Genomic DNA, 18,395 nt, shown 5'->3' with positions numbered 1-18,395 from the left:
TTTATAATAATGACAGATATGACAGATATAAAAAACGAAGAGGCAGGCGAAAAGAAAAGCCTTAATTTCATTGAACAGGCAGTAGAAAATGATTTGAAAGCAGGAAAGAACGGAGGAAGAGTACAAACACGTTTCCCGCCGGAACCCAACGGTTACCTGCACATCGGGCACGCCAAAGCTATTTGCCTCGACTTCGGCATCGCTGCTGCACATGGTGGTGTGTGCAACCTTCGTTTCGACGACACTAACCCGACGAAAGAGGATATGGAATATGTAGAAGCCATACAGGAAGACATCCAATGGCTGGGCTTCCAGTGGGGCAACGTATATTATGCCTCGGATTATTTCCAGCAGTTATGGGACTTTGCCGTCACTCTGATTAAAGAAGGCAAAGCCTACGTAGACGAACAGACCTCAGAACAGATTGCCCAACAAAAAGGAACTCCCACCCAACCCGGTGTCGAGAGTCCGTACCGCAACCGTCCGATCGAAGAGAGCCTTGCCCTGTTCGAAAAGATGAATAGCGACGAAGCCAAGGAAGGCTCCATGGTGCTTCGTGCCAAAATCGACATGGCCAGCCCCAATATGCACTTCCGCGACCCGATCATGTACCGCATTCTGCATGTGGCACACCATCGCACCGGAACCCAATGGAAAGCCTATCCGATGTACGACTTCGCACACGGTCAGAGCGACTATTTCGAAGGAGTCACCCACTCACTCTGTACGCTCGAGTTCGTACCTCACCGCCCTCTTTACGATCTGTTCATCGACTGGTTGAAAGAAGGCAAGGATCTGGACGACAACCGCCCCCGCCAGACAGAGTTCAACAAACTGAACCTCAATTATACCCTGATGAGTAAGCGTAACCTGCTTATCCTCGTCAAAGAAGGCCTAGTCAACGATTGGGACGATCCCCGTATGCCGACCCTCTGCGGATTCCGCCGTCGCGGCTACTCTCCCGAATCCATCCGTAAGTTCATCGACAAAATCGGCTACACCACTTACGACGCCCTCAATGATTTCGCCCTGCTCGAAAGCGCTGTACGCGAAGACCTGAATGCCCGTGCCACGCGTGTATCTGCCGTGCTCAATCCGGTGAAACTGATCATTACCAACTATCCCGAAGGACAAGTTGAGGAACTGGATGCCATTAACAACCCCGAAGATCCCACTGCCGGAAGTCATACCATCGAGTTCAGCCGCGAGCTGTGGATGGAGCGCGAAGACTTCATGGAAGACGCGCCGAAAAAATATTTCCGCATGACTCCGGGACAGGAAGTGCGCCTGAAGAACGCCTACATCGTGAAATGTACAGGCTGCAAGAAAGATGAAAACGGTACGGTGACCGAAGTCTACTGCGAATATGACCCGAATACCAAAAGCGGTATGCCGGATGCCAACCGCAAAGTGAAAGGTACGCTCCATTGGGTCAGCTGCGCACACTGCCTGCCGGCAGAAGTACGCTTGTACGACCGCCTTTGGAAAGTAGAAAACCCGCGTGACGAGATGGCTGCCATCCGTGAGGCGAAAGGTTGTGATGCTCTCGAAGCCATGAAGGAAATGATCAACCCGGACTCACTGACCACTCTGACCCGTTGCTACATAGAAAAATACGTGGCCGACCTGCCCGTACTTTCCTATCTGCAATTCCAACGTATCGGCTATTTCAATGTAGACAAAGATTCTACGCCCGGTCATCTGGTATTCAACCGCACCGTGGGACTGAAAGATACCTGGGGAAAAATCAATAAATAGCTTTTTGGCAAGAGAGTGTATGCCGAAACTCACCACAGAGGACACAGAGGACACAGAGTTTTAATTTAAAAACCGGTTCCGGGGAAAATAAATTTTTCCTCTGTGAACTCTGTGTCCTCCGTGGTAAAAAGAATTATGACACACCTTCTCCCGCCGAATCAAATTATTATTAACTGTATAATTACTAATTAAATTGGGTAGAAAGAACTCCCCGTCCGAAAGAGAGCGGGAATTACATAATATGATCGTGCAATACGAAACATTAAAAGCCAACAACCAGTCTCCCTATATGGATGGTGACCAATTGGCCGATATTGCCGATCAATACGCCTCCGAACGCAGGTTCAAGGAAGCCCAGGAAGTCATTTCGTACGGACTCGGACTTCATCCGGGGCATACCGACCTCATGGTAGAACAAGCTTACCTGTTTCTGGATCTCAACCAACCCCGGAAAGCCCGGGAAGTGGCCGACCTTATCACCGACACCTACTCCGCCAACGTCAAACTACTTTTAGCCGAACTGTTGCTGAACGAAGGCAAGCTGGACGATGCCGACCAAATACTCGACAGCATAGAAGAGGAAGAGAAAAACGAACTCGGCATTCTGGTCGATGTTGTCTACCTGTATACCGATTTAGGCTATCCGGAAAAAGGCATACAGTGGCTTACGCGGGGGATAGAACTGTATAAGGACGACGAAGATTTTCTGGCAGCCACCGCCGATTGTTATGGAGCAGCCGGAGCGGCACATATAGAAAAAGCCACCTTCTTCTACAACAAGCTGATCGACAAGAACCCATACAACCCGGCTTACTGGGTGGGGCTGGCCAAATGTCAGTTCGCCACCAAAGATTTTGATAAGGCCGTAGAATCCTGCGACTTCGCTATCGCAGCCGATGAAGAATTCGGCGAAGCCCATATCATCAAAGCACACAGCCTGTTTCACCTTGAAAATATCGAAGGAGCCATCGCAGAGTATCAGAAAGCACTGGAATATAAAACGCTCTCTCCCGAATTCACCTACATGTTCATCGGATTGGCTTATGCCCATCAGGAGAACTGGGCAGAAGCCGCCGAGAGCTACCGCCTGGCCCTTCAGGCAATTGAAGAAAGCGGCAACGGCTCTTCTCCGTTACTGTCCGATATCTATTCAAACAAAGCGGTCTGTGCCTCCCATCTGGGTGACTCGGCAGAAGCCCACCGCCTTTGCCGGCTGGCCAAAGAGCTGGCTCCACAGGATGCAGAGCCCTATCTGCTTGAGGGACGCATTTACATGGAAGAGGGCAACTTCGATCAGGCCCGTGCAGAATGGGCACTGGCTCTCCGTTATGCCCCCGAAGCCGACACATGGATGGAAATCGGTAATTACAGCCTCGAATACCGTATGCTCGAGAATGCCCGTTTTTGCTTCGAGCAAGTATTGGAGGAAGATCCCGAATATCCCAAAGTCTGCGAACAACTGGCTTCTGTATGCCTTGTACTTCAGGACCACGAAGGATTCAAGAAATACAACGAGATGTGTGGCAACTCCATCAATCTCGAATCGCTTCGGAATATGATCCTGGAAATGGGAGCGGATGGAGAACAGATGCTCCGTGAACTGGATGATTTCTTAAAAGACGAAAAATAATTATTCACCACAGAGGACGCAGAGGACACAGAGAAATCTTTTTTCTTAATAAACTAAGATAATAAAAACTCTGTGCCCTCTGTGTCCTCTGTGGTAAATCAAAAACCAAAACTATATTAAATTCAATCTAAATTAAACAAATGGAATCTGTAGCCTTCATTCAGTGGTGTTTAGACCACCTCAATTACTGGACCATTACACTCTTAATGGCCATTGAAAGTTCTTTTATTCCTTTTCCATCCGAAGTGGTAGTTCCTCCGGCAGCTTACAAAGCAGCAGTCAACGAAGAATTGAACATCTACCTGGTAGTGCTTTTTGCCACCATAGGAGCCAATATCGGCGCCCTTATCAACTACTATCTGGCCCGCTGGCTGGGACGTCCCATCGTCTACAAATTCGCCAACAGCCGTTTCGGGCACATGTGCCTGATCGATGAAGCCAAAGTGCAACATGCCGAAGAATATTTCGACAAGCACGGAGCACTGTCCACTTTCATCGGCCGTCTGATCCCTGCAGTCCGCCAACTGATTTCCATCCCTGCCGGACTTGCCCGCATGAAATTGCACACCTTCCTTATCTACACCACCTTAGGTGCAGGATTATGGAACACCATCCTTGCCGCCATCGGATACTATCTGTCCACCGTCCCCGGCATTGAAAGCGAAGAGCAGCTGCTTGCCAAAGTTACCGAATACAGCCACGAACTGGGCTATTGCTTCATTGCCATCGGAGTCTTCATCGTCGGCTTCCTTATCTACAAAGGAATGAAGAAAAAGAAATAGTGCCTCCACAGCAAGAATCAGCATTCACCACAGAGTAACACAGAGCAACACAGAGTGAACTTAATCTATCGATAACGAATGGCAGTGAACTCTAAGAACTTTGTATTACTCTGCATTACTCTCTATCACTCTGTATTACTCCGTGTTACTCTGTGGTAAAACTCCGCCTTCATCCCTCCCTCAAAAAAAACTTTCTTTTTTTTTCCTCTTCCATGCAGTATATTTATATTCCCTGCATTTACCTATTGTACGTACACCAAACCAGTTAATCAACAATTCATCAAAAAACAACTCCTAGGCCTTACAGTTGGTTGATGAACGACTGATTTATATAACAAATTTAATGTTTAAGAAAATGAAAAAAGAATTTAATCTATCCAAACTTTTTTATGCTTTTGCGATTGCTTTTTCAGTTGTAACCTTGTCTTCTTGTGACGACGATGACAACTCTCCGCTTCCTCTTCCATCGACCGGTGACGTGGCAGGCACTTATAATGGGAAAGTACTGATCACCCAAGTTACTCCTCCTGCAGGCAGAGAGAATGCCGGTGAAGGTGAGACTCCCAAGGGACAGGATGTCAATGCGACAGTAAAGAATGATACCGTTTTCTTCGACAAATTGCCGGTTGACGACCTTATCATCTCTATTATCGGTGACAAAGACAAAGCAGAAGCCATTATCAAAGCTATCGGTGACGTAAAATACAAAGTAGGTTACAAGCCGGCTCTCAATACAGAGAAAGACAGTATCTACCTTGCATTCGAACCGGAACCACTGACCCTCCAGTTACCCTCTGCTACAGAAGGTGAAAATGGTCAGACCGTAACCGTAACCATTTCTTCTCCGGAAAAAGGCAGCTTCGCTTACAAAAACAATCAGTTGAAGATGAAGCTCAATGCCGACGAGATTAAACTGGCAGATGTGGTTATACCGACTTCTAAAGTACAGTTCGACTTCGATATGACTAAAAAGAAGTAACAATTCCACATGAAAAAGTCCGTGTTCCCACCTCCTTGGAGTGAACACGGACTTTATTTTTTCCTAAATCTTCTCCTACACAGATTACTTCACGGCAGCCAGTGCCTTTTCATAATCAGGTTCCTGAGTAATCTCCGGAACAAGTTCCGTATAAGCCACTTTCCCGTCTTTTCCGATCACCACCACCGCACGTGCCAGCAATCCGGCAAGCGGTCCGTCGGCCATTCTCACTCCATAGCTTTCGTCAAAGTCCGAAAAACGGAAATCGGACAATGGAATCACGTTTTCAATGCCTTCCGTCGTGCAGAAACGTCCCTGAGCGAACGGCAAGTCTTTCGAAATGGCCAATACCACCGTGTCCTTTAATCCCGCTGCCATCTTATTGAATTTACGCACCGAAGTAGCACAGACACCGGTATCCATACTTGGGAAAATATTCAGAACTATATTTTTACCTTTCAAATCTTTTAGTGAGAAAGAAGATAAATCACTTTTCACCAGCTCAAAATCGGGAGCCACCTTTCCAACCTGTATAAATTCGCCAATCAGCTTTACCGGTTGTCCTTTGAAATTTGTTGTTGCCATAATTGTTATCTCTAAGTTTTATTTACTATATTCTAAACAATCGGTACGCTTACTTTGTTCACGTGGGACAATAATCTAAAAATAGAATTGATATGAAAACTTTATTCGACGAGATGGAACACGCAGTCAAAAACTGGTGGTTATCTCTTATCTTAGGTATTCTGTACATCATCGTAGCTCTCTGCCTGCTGTTTGCACCGGGAAGCAGTTACATTGCCCTCAGCGTTATCTTCAGCATCTCCATGCTGATCAGTGGTATTATCGAAATCATCTTTTCCATCAGCAACCGGCGAAGCATCTCGTCCTGGGGATGGTATCTCGCAGGAGGTATTATCGACCTGATCTTAGGTATTTACCTGGTAGCCTATCCATTGCTCAGCATGGAAGTCATACCGTTCATTGTCGCTTTCTGGATGATGTTCCGCGGTTTCTCTGCCACAGGCTATTCCATGGACCTGAAACGTTATGGAACCCGTGAGTGGGGATGGTACATGGGCTTCGGTATCCTTGCCATCATTTGTTCGCTGATCATACTCTGGCAACCGGCCGTGGGTGCACTTTACGTTATATACATGTTGGCATTCACCTTCCTGATCATCGGTTTCTTCCGGGTCATGCTCTCCTTCGAACTGAAAAGCCTTCATAAACGATCATCGACGATGAACGATAAATGATAAACAGTGAATGAACTCATATTCACCACAGATTACACAGATTAACACAGATATTTTAATTTAACTCTCAGTAAAATAAATTATTAATCTGTGAGAATCCGTGTAATCTGTGGTGAATCATGGCTCTCCTAATCATTCATCATTCACTAATACATCGTTTTCATGAACCGGAATAATGTTGTTCTGGACACCCCCATTTTTTCCGCCAGTTCCGAGTAAGTAGTTCCTTTGTCAAGTTCTCTGGTTAGTACCCGCTTGTTGGCACTCAGCAATTTAATTTTAGGCGTATCCCCCTTTCTTCTGCCTAAAGTCATTCCTTCCTGTTTTCTACGTGCAAGTGCTTCTTTGGTACGCATCGAAATAAGGTTCCTTTCGATTTCCGCCATCAGCCCGAATGCAAATCCCAGCACCTTACTGTTGATGTCGTCCTGAAACACATAGCCTTCTTTGGTGCTATAAAGCACCACCTGCTTCTTGATACAGAAATTCAGGATAGTCATAATCTCGAGCAATGTACGGCTCAGCCTCGAAATCTCCGTTACAATCAGTGTATCCCCCGGGTGCATCCTTTTCAGTAACTCTGATAATTTCCTGTCTTTTGTGCTTACGCTTCCACTGATAGTCTCTGTGTACCACTTGTCGATCGACAATCCATTTTTCTCTGCAAATCGCAAAATCTCTTCTTTCTGATTAGCTAAAAACTGTTTTTCCGTACTTACTCTCAAATAAGCTATTACCATAATTTCATGTTTTTAATTGATTAATACACCACGAAAGAACGGCTATTCATCCAAATTCGGGACACTTTTTTACTCTCCTTTTTCATCGGATCATTTGGGTATTTATGATACTTTCATTCGTCTATCCTTTAGAGCTATTGATTTTTTACTAATTTCCTGCAAATTTTCTGCCTTACCGCTCAAAATCTTTTTTATTAGAATCATTGTTGTTGAACACACTAAAAAAAACAAGAAAATGGAAATTGAAAAGTTCATTAAATCTTTAGCCAAGAAGGCTAAGTTAGGTGGTCGTTACAGTACAGCCAACACTTACATTTACACCCTGCACAGTTATCAGAAGTTTGCAGGAAAAGATTCACTTACTTTTGAAGAGATCACTCCCGAGAGCATCAAGGAGTACGAACAGTATTTGCTTTTGAGTGGGAAAAGGCATAATACGATCTCGCTCTATATGCGCATGTTACGCTCCATTTGCAATCAGGCCATCGAGCAAAACCTGACTTCACTCAATACGCGGGAGTTATTCGAGAATGTTTTCATCGGCAACGAGCCTACCGCCAAACGGGCTATTTCGCCTTCCATCATCTCCCGTCTGCTGGAGGCCGATCTGGGTAAGAACAGTAAGCTCGATTTTGCCCGCGACCTCTTCTTGCTGAGCTTCTATCTGCGTGGCATCCCATTTGTCGACCTGGTGCACCTCCGCAAAACAGACGTGAGAGGGAAAACACTGGTTTACTTCCGTCAGAAAACGGGGCAGCAGCTTACGGTCATCATAGAAAGCTGTGCCAAAGCGATTCTTAGGAAGTATGCGGCACTCTGTGCAGACTCCATCTATCTGCTGCCGGTCATTAGCGCAGCCGGTGAAGAAGGGCATAAGCAATACCGAAGTGCGCTGAGGGTGTATAACAAACGACTCAACCAGATATCTGAAATGCTTAAGCTGAAGACTCCGCTCACTTCTTATGTAGCACGCCATAGCTGGGCCACCACAGCCCTGCAAAAGGGGGTTCCGGTTTCAGTAATCAGCGCTGGCATGGGGCATGCTTCGGAAAAGGTGACATACATCTACCTGGCTTCTTTTGATAATAAAACACTGAGTAATGCGAATAAAAAAGTAATTGCTGCCGTGAGACTAAAGAAGGAAGAAGAAGAGTGATATAAATGGTTCTCTTACTTATTAGGTAATAGAACAAAGCAATCCCTTACTTATTAGGTAATAGAACAGATTTGTTTGTTTTATCGCTGCAAAAGTAGAGATAAAAATTGAAATATCACAAACAAAATGATAATTTCTTTTCCAATAAAGTGGATAATAATCAGTTTAAATATCAGTTTGAAATAATTTATTCATATAATAGAAAGATTAGTCATAATTCCTGTTTGATGTAATTACTCAAACAGGAGTTACCAAATTGCGATAATTTTACATCGTAGTTATATAAGCTACTCCCTCTTTTATGTTTAGTTAACCTCTCCAAGCCATATTTTATATCTTTTCGTTATTCTGCATTCTATTACCTAATAAGTAAGGGAACAAATTGTAATGCACACAGCAAGATGATAGTGGATCAAGCACTGACAACTATTACATACACTCCTATAGATACATTATGAAACAGGTATTGCGGTTTAATAAAGTTATAAAAAGGATAGTATTCGCCGGAGATTTAATTCTCTTGAATGGTATCTTTCTATCTCTCTACGCACTCTTAGGAAGTAAATTCTTTGCAGACCCATTTACACACTCACTTCCACAGGTTTTAGTATTACTCAACTTATGCTATCTGGTTAGCAACATGTCATCGGGCGTCATACTGCATCGCAGCGTAGTACGTCCCGAACAAATTGTATGGCGCGCCATCCGCAACAGCGCCGGACACGCCCTATTCTTCTCCTGCGCCCTCACCTTTGGAAACTTCGGTATCCTCTCCGCACGTTTCTTCCTGATATTCTATCTCACGTTCACCACGCTGTTAGTCTGCTACCGTCTGCTGTTTCGCAGACTCCTGAAATGCTACCGCAAGCATGGAGGAAACTCCCGCAGCATCATTCTCGTAGGCAGCAACAGCAATATCATCGAACTGTATCATCAAATGACGGACGATGTCACTTCCGGATTTCGTGTCATCGGATACTTCGACGACCAGCCCGGCAGTCGCTTTCCCGAAAAAGTGAAATACCTGGGACAACCCGGCAAGGTTGTGGATTATCTGAAACGGGGAGGAATCGAACAAGTATATTGCTGCCTGCCATCCGCCCGCAGCGAGGAGATACTTCCCATCATCGATTATTGTGAGAATCACCTGATACGCTTCTTCAGCGTCCCCAACGTACGCAGTTATCTTAAACGCCGGATGTACTTCGAGCTTCTGGGCAACGTGCCCGTACTCTGCATCCGTCAGGAGCCTCTCAGTTTCACCGAAAACCGCTTCAGGAAGCGTGCGTTCGATATCGTTTTCTCCCTGCTGTTCCTGTGCACGCTCTTCCCCGTTATCTATATCATCGTCGGACTGACCATCAAAATCACCTCACCGGGCCCCATCTTCTTCAAGCAGAAGCGAAGCGGAGAAGACGGACGCGAGTTCTGGTGTTACAAGTTCCGTTCCATGAAAGTAAACGCACAGAGCGACACCCTGCAAGCCACCTTGCACGATCCGCGTAAAACCCGATTCGGCAACTTCCTGCGTAAAAGCAGCATCGATGAACTGCCGCAGTTCATCAACGTACTGTTGGGCGACATGTCGGTAGTGGGCCCCCGCCCTCACATGCTGAAACATACGGAGCAATACTCACAACTGATCAACAAATACATGGTCCGCCATTTTGTGAAGCCGGGTGTCACCGGCTGGGCGCAAGTCACCGGCTTTCGTGGCGAAACCCACGAACTGTGGCAAATGGAAGGCCGCGTGCAACGAGACATCTGGTATATCGAGCACTGGACCTTCATGCTCGATTTATATATAATATATAAAACTGTAAGAAATGCGTTAGAAGGAGAAAAAGAAGCTTATTAAAACAAAGAGTTCACCACAGAGGACACAGAGGACACGGAGTTTTTATTTTCCAGGTTTATAGAAAGATCTTAAATTCTTCCTCTGTGAACTCTGTGTCCTCTGTGGTGAACCCCATATAGTAATATTCTAAAATTAAGATAAATGACAAAAAGACTACTTTTTTTTACGTTAACCTGTATCCTGCTGGCTTCCTGCCAGTCCTACAAGAAAGTGCCTTATTTACAAGACTCGGGAGAGGTGCAGCGTGCCGTTGCGGAAGCCAAGCTTTATGATGCACGCATCATGCCGAAGGACCTGCTCACCATCGTCGTGTCCTGCACCGACCCCGAACTGGCTGAACCGTTCAACCTCACTGTAGCAACTCCCGTCAGCGCCTCACAGAACAACCTGACCAGCCAGCCGGCACTCCAGCAATACCTGGTAGACAACCGGGGCAATATCGAATTCCCGATACTGGGCACCCTGCACATCGGCGGGCTGACCAAAAGCGAGGCAGAAACACTGATCAAAGGGAAGTTAAGCGACTATATCAAAGAATCGCCCATCGTCACCGTCCGTATGGCCAATTATAAGATCTCTGTCATCGGCGAAGTAAACGCTCCCGGAACTTTCACCATCAGCAACGAAAAGGTCAACCTCTTCGAAGCCCTTGCCATGGCAGGCGACATGACCGTGTACGGATTGCGTGACAACGTCCGCCTGATCCGCGAGGACGCCGACGGACACCAGCACATCATCACGCTGGACATGAACCGGGCAGATATCGTCCAATCGCCCTACTACTACCTGCAACAGAACGACATCCTGTATGTCACGCCCAATAAGACCAAGGCAAAAACAGCCGACATCAGCACCAGCACCACCATCTGGTTCTCCGTGGTAGGCACGCTTGTGTCGCTTGCCAGTTTAATCATTACAATCGCCAAATAAAGAGACTAAAAATGAAAGAAGACTTATACGACGACCTATACGAAGAAAAAGAAGAGAAAATAGACTTCCACGCCATGCTGTTCCGCTACATCATCCGGTGGCCCTGGTTCGTGGCTTCGATCATCCTCTGCCTGGCGGGGGCGTGGCTACACCTGCGGCAGACCACTCCGGTTTACAACATCTCGGCTTCGGTAGTCATCAAAGACGACAAAAAAGGAGGCAACAGCGGAGGAAACCTCACCGCGCTCGAGGGGTTGGGGCTGGTCAGCTCCGTATCCAACATCGACAACGAAATCGAGATACTGCGCTCCAAAACCCTGATAAAGCATGTGGTCAGCGAGCTGAACCTCTACACCACCTACTCCGCCCCGGGCAGCTTCAATGACGTGGAGCTCTACAAAAGCTCACCGGTACGGGTAGGTCTCACCCCTCAGGAGGCAGACAAGCTATCGGGTCCGGCCCTATTCGAACTGACCCTGTCGCCCGGCAACACACTCGACGTGAAAGCAACCGTCGGAGGCGACGCCTACAGCAAGCGGTTCACCAAGCTGCCGGCCCTGCTCACTACTCCCGCAGGCACGTTCACGTTTACGCTTGCCCACGACTCCGTCACCGTCAAAGAGCCGCAGACGCTCACCGCCGTTGTCAGCAATCCCCTGTGGACAGCCAAAGGCTATGCGGGAGCACTCAGTGTAGAACCGACGTCCAAAACCACCTCTATCGTCATCGTCTCCTTAAAGAACACCAACAAACGCCGGGGCGAGGACTTCATCAACAAGCTGATCGAGGTCTACAACCGGAACACCAACAACGACAAAAACGAAGTGGCGGAGAAAACGGAAGAATTCATCGCCGGACGTATCCGCATCATCAACGACGAGCTGTTCAGCACCGAGAAAGAACTGGAAACCTTTAAACGTGATGCCGGACTGACCGACCTTGCCAGCGACGCCCAACTGGCTGTCAGCGAAAACTCCGCCTACGAAAAACAACGGGTGGAGAACGGTACACAGCTCAACCTGGTAAGCTACCTGGCCGAGTACATCTCCGCTCCGGACAAGGTCAACACCGTGTTGCCCGTCAACGTCGGCCTGACCGACCAGTCCCTGCCCCCCCTTATCAGCCAGTATAACGAAATGGTGCTCCAGCGCAACCGCCTGCTGCTCAATTCTTCGGAAAGCAACCCGGTGATCGTTAATCTGGATACCAGCATCCGCGCCATGCGCGAAAACATCCTGACCACCCTCCGCAGCGTAAAAGAAGGATTGCTTATCACCAAAGCCGACCTCGACCGGCAGGCCGGCAAGTTCAACCGCCGCATCAGCAACGCTCCCGCCCAGGAACGCCAGCTCGTCAGCATCTCGCGCCAGCAGGAAATCAAGGCCGGACTCTACCTGATGCTGCTCCAGAAACGGGAAGAAAACTCCATCGCGCTGGCCGCCACCGCCAATAACGCCAAAATCGTAGACGAAGCCATGGCCGACGACTATCCCGTCTCACCCAAGACAAAGACGGTCTACATGATCGCGCTCCTGATGGGGATAGGCATCCCCGTAGCCGTCATCTACGTCATGGGCCTGCTCCAGTTCCGCATAGAAGGACGGACGGACGTGGAGAAACTGACTTCCGTCCCTATCATCGGGGACATCCCCCTGGCGGAAGAGGGAGACGGGAAGCAGGGAAGCATCGCCGTCCGCGAAAACGAGAACGACCTGATGGCAGAAACTTTCCGGGGCATCCGCACCAACCTGCAATTCATGCTGGGCGAAGAGAACAAAGTGGTCCTGGTCACCTCCACCATCAGCGGCGAAGGAAAAACATTCGTAGCCACCAACCTTGCCATCAGCCTCTCGCTGCTCGGCAAGAAAGTAGTCATCGTGGGACTCGACATCCGCAAGCCGGGACTGAACAAAGTATTCTCCCTTTCGCACAAAGAGAAAGGAATCACTCAATACCTGGCCAATCCGCAGCATACCGACCTGCTGTCTATGGTGCAGCCCTCGGAGATATCACCCAACCTGAGTATCCTCCCCGGTGGAACAGTTCCGCCCAACCCCACCGAGCTACTGGCACGCCAGGCTTTGGTGCAGGCCATCGATATTCTGAAAAGACACTTCGACTACGTGATACTCGACACCGCCCCCATCGGGCTGGTCACCGACACACAGATCATCGCACGGGTAGCCGACCTCTCCGTTTATGTATGCCGTGCCGACTATACGCATAAAGCCGACTATACCCTGCTCGAGGATCTTCGTCTGGGCAACAAACTTCCGAACCTGTGTACCGTCATCAACGGGCTCGACATGAAAAAACGGAAATACGGTTATTACTATGGATACGGAAAATACGGACGCTACTACGGGTACGGCAAAAAGTACGGCTATGGATATGGTTACGGCCAAAAACACACTTAGACATCTCTATGATTTTATAAAATATGAAGAATTAATTATTTGTTACACTTATGCCATGAAAACCAAACCGCCATAAGAGTTAATTAAATTAACTCTTATGGCGGTTAAATTTCCATTTTAAAACATCAATGTAATTTTTTATCATCAGACACATCAAAACACGGACACTGCTTTATCCATTCCTCAGGCTCGATCTCCCCATTGGCGTTCAAGTCCGGACTCAGATCCCGGTGGCCACACACACGGCTGCCGGGATACTGTTTTAGCAGAGTCTTCACCAACACCCGCATCGAATGCACCTGCCACTCCGTCCGGGTATCCTTGGGACATCCCCTCGCATCCAGCCCTCCTTCATAACAGATACCGATACTCGTCGCATTGTGCCCTTTGGCATGTGCCCCTATATTCTCTACCGGACGAGTGGACACAATCCGCCCGTCCTTGCGGATATAGAAGTGATACCCCGGCCCGTTGAAGCCGCGCCTGCGATGGCAGACATCCAGATCGAACTCCGTAAAGCACCGGTCTTCCCTCGTTGCGGAGCAATGAATCACGATTAAGTCGATTTTCCTCATACCCCCTCCTTCACTTTTCGACATTCCTCCCGCTGAGAAACATCAGGAACGCGATCACCCATTCCAAGATTCTTTGTAACTTCTTCATCGTTGCTTTGCTATATTAAGTTGTTTTACGTTTTCACCACAGAGGACACAGAGGACACAGAGTTTTTTAATTTTCACCACTCTGTTTCACCACAGAGCAACACAGAGTTTTAATTCCTCCTCTGTGTCCTCTGCGTCCTCTGTGGTGAAAATCATGCCGTCGGGTCATCCACAATCCCCCCGTCGCCGTCGCCCCCGTCGCCCTTTTGCGCCGCCCGGGTGCTCACCTTGCTGAAGCTGAGCGTCTTCATCGCATCCGCCAGCACAGGCCCCGGACGGAAGTTCACTCTCGCCTTGCTGATATTCGCCGCTTTGAAATCCTCCGGCTTTTCAGCTCCCTTGCTTCTCAGGCCCACCTGAAACGTGCCGATATTGCCCAGCCGTACAATCTCTCCCCTCGACAGACCGTCTACCATTTCATCCTCCAGCGCCTTCAGCACCGCCACCACATCCGCCGAGTGCACCGTACAGGCCTTTTCCACCCGGGTCGAGATCTCGTCCAGACCCACATCGCCACTCGCCTGTGCCTGGGCATAATACTTGGCGGGATCATCCTTCTTCTGCATGTTCTTGCGCGCCACTACCGAATACGTAACTTCTTTACTCATAATCGTACTTTCTTTTTAGAGTTAAACATCTGTTTTTCAATCACATTTCAAAGATACGACAACCTCGATGCGCCAATGACAAGGAAAGAGCGCCGATGACAAAGTTTGACGAAAAAAGAGTATAAAAACACGCTGTATTCCGGGTATTTTTTCGTATATTTACGGTAGATAACAATCAGATAATCAAAACCATGAACCAAAGAAAAGAAGAAGACACAACCGAAGCCGATTTCATTATCCGCTCGTACACCAAAGCCGAACTTGCACAACTTTACTGCCCGGGCCTCGACCCGGTGCTCGCCCTGCAGAAACTCTACCGCTGGATGCGTAAAAACACTGCCCTGACCCGGGCACTGTCCGAAGTCAATTACAACAAATACCGCCACAGCTTCCTCAAGCGCGAAGTCGGGCTGATAGTGCATTACCTGGGAGAGCCTTGAACTCACCACAGAGGACGCAGAGGACACAGAGTTTTAATTTAAACACCTGTTCCGGGGAAAATAAATTTTTCCTCTGTGAACCCTGTGTCCTCTGTGGTGAAAAACGTGAAAAAGACTTAGACGTTTCCCTCGAAACATCCAAGTCTTTTAGTAGAAACTCTTAAGTCTTTTCAGAAAAGGCTTAAGAGTTTTTTCATACATTCGCCTCCCCCCTATCCTCTTTGAGAAGGTTCAAAGGCTCAAGGCTCACTCTACAAGCATCATTACGCCCACTTGCGGTGAGTCTTACGATATTTTCCATCCTCTTTCACAACGAGTTCCAAGTCTACAGTCTTCTTAAAAAGCCTCTTGGCAGTGGACTGGGGAATTCCCATTTTCACCGCCTTTTCTACCATCTCGGCGAAGGTAAAAGTTCCTGAAAAAGATTGTAATACCGGCCGTAACCTGAAATAAGGCTTCAGAGGTTTGGAGTTCGTTTCACTCTTCTGCACACTGGTAGACAGCAGCAAGCTATGCTCCAGGAGCACATCCGTCATCAGCATGGCAGTATGGAAATCTTCGTCCGAACACACATACTGCGGCATTGCCCAGGCACACTCCCCCTTGCGGAGAGCAGTGAGCACACCCGCTATCCGACTTGCCATCAATCCGTGACGCAGCACGATCGCCCCGGGCGAATCATCCCGCTCGTTCACCACCTCGGACAGGTGAGAGGAGAAACGAGACGTATGCTCCTCCCATTGCGCAGCCGTAAACGTGACCTCCGTGGGAGACTGAAGCAAAAACAGGTGTAACTCCAACAGCCTGTGACTCAGACGGGCAAACACCGATTGATGATCTTCACCCCCTGCCCGGGGAGCGGCCGAACGCCAACACCAATCACTCTGTCCGGTATAGATCAGAAAACGGCTGTACAATCCACTCTCCAACGAAGGTATGAAACGCGCCAACTGATTCGGAGTACCGGCGAAACACAATGCCAAGCGTGGATGGTGGGCTACCACCTGGCGCCCGTTCACCTTAAAATCGGCCGAAACCACCTCGTGCTGAAAAGCCGCCCGAAACACGTCATCATGCTTTCCGTACTCATTGCGGATAGCTCCCGACACCATGTCCAGCTCCGTAGCGTTGATGCAGCACCCCAACTTGCCGCTCTCCTCCAATGCACTGATCAGCAAACTCTTCGACACATTGGGCGAAAGTGTCAGCAATTTACGGGCAGGCTCTTTGGGACGCAGCGAAAAGTCCGGCGAACGCTTCTCCGCCTGCGCCTTTTTCAGCTCCAGCTCCCACTCGAAGAAAGCCTTATCATACACCAGACGCATATCCTCGTTCTGCTTCTCATAATACCGGTGAATCTCTCCGGGCAATATGCCGGCAAGCGACACCACCCCCTTTCCGCCTCCGGCATGGGCAATCACCATGTAATACAGGTGCGGCGAGTAGTACACCTGATCATACAAAACACGCACCTCGGGCAGACAAGCGCTGATGTTGGCAACCATCGCCGTCAGCAACATGTCACGCTCCCGATAGCTGCCCGCCACCTTTACTCCCTCCGCAAGCACCTCGGGCAGATGCTCGAACACCTCTTCGGGAAAGTAAGGCGCCTGTCGTCTGTAAGCTTCACTTTTTCCGAACAAGAGATCTTCCAAATCATCTCCCTCCTCTTCCCTGTGAGGAGTATAAAGTGAGCCTTGAGCCTTTGAGCCCTTTTCTTCCCCGACAGCGTCCGCCTTTCTGACAGAAGCATACTGATAACCAGAGAATAACGTTTTCTCAATCTCTCCGCTTCCGAAATCAGCCTGCGCGTATTTCTCAACCACTGTTTTTTGCAACAGCCGCATTTCCTCCGGCGAAAAACCTTTATACCGGGCATAACGTCCCAACTTCAACATAAACGCATGACGCCCTCCCGTCGCAAACGGATTCCGGACATCAAAATCATTCAGGAAAGCCTGCATAAAGCCATTCCCCGCTTCGGGAGCGACGCCTGCCGGACGAGCTCCGTCCACCGCCTGCGCAGGATACTCCCCTTCCGCCTGCGGCAGTCCGTCCGCCTGCTCCCGCCACGGAAACACCTCTGCAGCGGGATTATAATACGCCTCCGGATCATACGAAGCGTAACACGCCCGCCCCAAATCACGGCACGACATATCGCAAGGATGACCCAACACGCGCTCCAACTCACGGGCGACGACAGGATAAGCCGCCGCATATTGCCCGGCATTCTCCGCATCGATGCACACAATCAGCTTCAAGCCCTCACCCGAGATACTGACAAAGGCCTCCACCACATAAGGCAGCGCCTTGGCCTTCTCCTTCATCCCGGACAGTTTCTCCGGACAGTGGTCAAAGTCGAACAGTGCCAGTCCGCTCAGCCGGCTCACCTGGTTCGCCGCATGTCCGCCCCGGCACCTGCCGGCTACCACCACTGCATTCAGGGCACCCTTCAGCTTCTTGGCTTCCTCGGCCATCCCCGTCTGCATCCACCGCCGATACGACCCGGCAAGCACCTTCCAGCGTGCTCCCCTGAGGTCATTATGAAACTCTTCCAACGAAATCTCTTCCGCCTTCTTTTCCCACACATGGAGGAAAAAGGAAATTTTAAACTCTCTCTTCTTCATTGAGTATTAAATTTTAATGTTTTTAATCCCGATCCGCCGCCAAGCGCACAAAGCAAAACCCTTTCCACTCCGCATCCTCTGCAATGAACCATGATGCAAAAGAACAACAAACTTTTTACACTTCCGAATGTTAAAACCGCCGTAAAAGTCCCTTCGGAAAGCCTCCACACCCACCCACACACCACTTTCACCGTCTGCCTCCCGGCTCTTTTTAACGCCCGAATTTATTTTCTCACTTCCCGCTTCCGCTCCTGATCCTTCACCGTATTACTCAGGAAACGACACAACCGTTTCATCTCCCGCATCTCCTCCCTCGAGAGCGGTTTGGGAAGCTCACGCACCAAAGCAAACACCTGTCCGGACAATTCTCTAAGCAACTCATTCGAGTTCTTTAACTTGTAGTTTTTTTTCCATAATCATTAAATTTGAAATATATGTTAATTATTAAAACTCACAAAAGTACAATCCAAAGATTAAAAATTCATTATTTTTTCTATTTTAATGAACAATTTATTGCATTTAGTAAATTTATATCTATCTTTGCAGCAA

16 protein-coding genes are annotated in these 18,395 nt (G+C 48.6%); 10 read left to right on the top strand and 6 right to left on the bottom strand.

Annotation, left to right across the window (positions count from 1 at the left end):
* Positions 1-18 precede the first annotated feature (18 nt).
* The 4 genes from JZY04_RS06350 (at position 19) to JZY04_RS06335 (ending at position 5,149) form a co-directional block, all read left to right on the top strand.
* On the top strand, positions 19-1,758 hold the full coding sequence (locus tag JZY04_RS06350) for a glutamine--tRNA ligase/YqeY domain fusion protein (RefSeq protein WP_032542792.1): 1,740 nt from the start codon (positions 19-21) through the stop codon (positions 1,756-1,758).
* Positions 1,759-1,951: 193 nt separating this feature from the next.
* Positions 1,952-3,388 carry a lipopolysaccharide assembly protein LapB gene (locus JZY04_RS06345; RefSeq protein WP_181996261.1) on the top strand — a complete coding sequence of 479 codons (1,437 nt, stop codon included), beginning with the start codon at positions 1,952-1,954 and terminating at the stop codon, positions 3,386-3,388.
* A 140-nt stretch (positions 3,389-3,528) separates the two neighbouring features.
* Entirely contained in the window at positions 3,529-4,170 is a 642-nt protein-coding gene (locus tag JZY04_RS06340; protein WP_044301519.1) for a DedA family protein, read from the top strand.
* Between the two features lie 355 nt (positions 4,171-4,525).
* The gene (locus JZY04_RS06335) at positions 4,526-5,149 is read left to right on the top strand and encodes a DUF4840 domain-containing protein (RefSeq protein WP_122141830.1); all 624 of its coding nucleotides are present in this window, start codon (positions 4,526-4,528) and stop codon (positions 5,147-5,149) included.
* Positions 5,150-5,233: 84 nt separating this feature from the next.
* Here JZY04_RS06335 and tpx read toward each other — a convergent pair whose 3' ends face one another.
* Complete coding sequence (tpx, locus tag JZY04_RS06330) at positions 5,234-5,734, bottom strand: thiol peroxidase (protein ID WP_005779853.1); 501 nt, start codon at positions 5,732-5,734, stop codon at positions 5,234-5,236.
* A gap of 92 nt (positions 5,735-5,826) precedes the next feature.
* On the opposite strand from tpx, the gene JZY04_RS06325 reads away from it, so the two are divergent.
* Positions 5,827-6,408, top strand: coding sequence for an HdeD family acid-resistance protein (locus JZY04_RS06325; RefSeq protein WP_005779854.1), 582 nt, complete (start codon positions 5,827-5,829; stop codon positions 6,406-6,408).
* A gap of 146 nt (positions 6,409-6,554) precedes the next feature.
* Here JZY04_RS06325 and mpi read toward each other — a convergent pair whose 3' ends face one another.
* On the bottom strand, positions 6,555-7,148 hold the full coding sequence (gene mpi / locus JZY04_RS06320; RefSeq protein ID WP_005779856.1) for a serine-type multi-promoter DNA invertase Mpi: 594 nt from the start codon (positions 7,146-7,148) through the stop codon (positions 6,555-6,557).
* Positions 7,149-7,383: 235 nt separating this feature from the next.
* Between mpi and JZY04_RS06315 the strand changes: the two genes are divergently transcribed.
* From JZY04_RS06315 to JZY04_RS06300, 4 genes are all read left to right on the top strand, one after another.
* A complete protein-coding gene (locus JZY04_RS06315) occupies positions 7,384-8,304 on the top strand; it encodes a Tsr19 family tyrosine-type DNA invertase (protein WP_181996263.1) in 921 nt (306 codons plus the stop codon).
* Between the two features lie 454 nt (positions 8,305-8,758).
* The gene (locus tag JZY04_RS06310) at positions 8,759-10,162 is read left to right on the top strand and encodes an undecaprenyl-phosphate glucose phosphotransferase (RefSeq protein ID WP_122141693.1); all 1,404 of its coding nucleotides are present in this window, start codon (positions 8,759-8,761) and stop codon (positions 10,160-10,162) included.
* 141 nt (positions 10,163-10,303) lie between these two features.
* A complete protein-coding gene (locus JZY04_RS06305) occupies positions 10,304-11,092 on the top strand; it encodes a polysaccharide biosynthesis/export family protein (protein ID WP_122141694.1) in 789 nt (262 codons plus the stop codon).
* An 11-nt stretch (positions 11,093-11,103) separates the two neighbouring features.
* Positions 11,104-13,509, top strand: a complete 2,406-nt coding sequence (locus JZY04_RS06300) for a polysaccharide biosynthesis tyrosine autokinase (protein WP_122141695.1) — start codon at positions 11,104-11,106, stop codon at positions 13,507-13,509.
* Positions 13,510-13,634: 125 nt separating this feature from the next.
* Here the strand turns inward: JZY04_RS06300 and JZY04_RS06295 are convergent, their stop codons facing one another.
* Both JZY04_RS06295 and JZY04_RS06290 read right to left on the bottom strand, forming a co-directional pair.
* Entirely contained in the window at positions 13,635-14,084 is a 450-nt protein-coding gene (locus JZY04_RS06295; RefSeq protein ID WP_181996265.1) for an N-acetylmuramoyl-L-alanine amidase, read from the bottom strand.
* A 239-nt stretch (positions 14,085-14,323) separates the two neighbouring features.
* Positions 14,324-14,779, bottom strand: coding sequence for an HU family DNA-binding protein (locus tag JZY04_RS06290; RefSeq protein WP_032539884.1), 456 nt, complete (start codon positions 14,777-14,779; stop codon positions 14,324-14,326).
* A gap of 191 nt (positions 14,780-14,970) precedes the next feature.
* Between JZY04_RS06290 and JZY04_RS06285 the strand changes: the two genes are divergently transcribed.
* Complete coding sequence (locus tag JZY04_RS06285) at positions 14,971-15,219, top strand: DUF4248 domain-containing protein (RefSeq protein ID WP_005779872.1); 249 nt, start codon at positions 14,971-14,973, stop codon at positions 15,217-15,219.
* A 263-nt stretch (positions 15,220-15,482) separates the two neighbouring features.
* Here the strand turns inward: JZY04_RS06285 and JZY04_RS06280 are convergent, their stop codons facing one another.
* A complete protein-coding gene (locus tag JZY04_RS06280) occupies positions 15,483-17,846 on the bottom strand; it encodes a DUF3987 domain-containing protein (RefSeq protein WP_181996267.1) in 2,364 nt (787 codons plus the stop codon).
* A gap of 224 nt (positions 17,847-18,070) precedes the next feature.
* Positions 18,071-18,223, bottom strand: a complete 153-nt coding sequence (locus JZY04_RS06275; protein WP_164932435.1) for a hypothetical protein — start codon at positions 18,221-18,223, stop codon at positions 18,071-18,073.
* Positions 18,224-18,395: the final 172 nt, after the last annotated feature.

The sequence above is a fragment of the Bacteroides sp. 11BF genome (assembly GCF_019633765.1).
In the GTDB taxonomy this organism is placed as follows: Bacteria; Bacteroidota; Bacteroidia; order Bacteroidales; family Bacteroidaceae; genus Bacteroides; species Bacteroides hominis.
This window is presented reverse-complemented; position numbering and strand designations above follow the sequence as displayed.

Excerpts from the sequence above, each read along its gene's own strand:
- JZY04_RS06350 (WP_032542792.1), top strand. The coding sequence starts at position 19 with ATGACAGATATAAAAAACGAAGAGGCAGGCGAAAAGAAAAGCCTTAAT.
- JZY04_RS06340 (WP_044301519.1), top strand. The coding sequence starts at position 3,529 with ATGGAATCTGTAGCCTTCATTCAGTGGTGTTTAGACCACCTCAATTAC.
- JZY04_RS06335 (WP_122141830.1), top strand. The coding sequence starts at position 4,526 with ATGAAAAAAGAATTTAATCTATCCAAACTTTTTTATGCTTTTGCGATT.
- tpx (WP_005779853.1), bottom strand. The coding sequence starts at position 5,734 with ATGGCAACAACAAATTTCAAAGGACAACCGGTAAAGCTGATTGGCGAA.
- JZY04_RS06325 (WP_005779854.1), top strand. The coding sequence starts at position 5,827 with ATGAAAACTTTATTCGACGAGATGGAACACGCAGTCAAAAACTGGTGG.
- mpi (WP_005779856.1), bottom strand. The coding sequence starts at position 7,148 with ATGGTAATAGCTTATTTGAGAGTAAGTACGGAAAAACAGTTTTTAGCT.
- JZY04_RS06315 (WP_181996263.1), top strand. The coding sequence starts at position 7,384 with ATGGAAATTGAAAAGTTCATTAAATCTTTAGCCAAGAAGGCTAAGTTA.
- JZY04_RS06310 (WP_122141693.1), top strand. The coding sequence starts at position 8,759 with ATGAAACAGGTATTGCGGTTTAATAAAGTTATAAAAAGGATAGTATTC.
- JZY04_RS06305 (WP_122141694.1), top strand. The coding sequence starts at position 10,304 with ATGACAAAAAGACTACTTTTTTTTACGTTAACCTGTATCCTGCTGGCT.
- JZY04_RS06300 (WP_122141695.1), top strand. The coding sequence starts at position 11,104 with ATGAAAGAAGACTTATACGACGACCTATACGAAGAAAAAGAAGAGAAA.
- JZY04_RS06295 (WP_181996265.1), bottom strand. The coding sequence starts at position 14,084 with ATGAGGAAAATCGACTTAATCGTGATTCATTGCTCCGCAACGAGGGAA.
- JZY04_RS06290 (WP_032539884.1), bottom strand. The coding sequence starts at position 14,779 with ATGAGTAAAGAAGTTACGTATTCGGTAGTGGCGCGCAAGAACATGCAG.
- JZY04_RS06285 (WP_005779872.1), top strand. The coding sequence starts at position 14,971 with ATGAACCAAAGAAAAGAAGAAGACACAACCGAAGCCGATTTCATTATC.
- JZY04_RS06280 (WP_181996267.1), bottom strand. The coding sequence starts at position 17,846 with ATGAAGAAGAGAGAGTTTAAAATTTCCTTTTTCCTCCATGTGTGGGAA.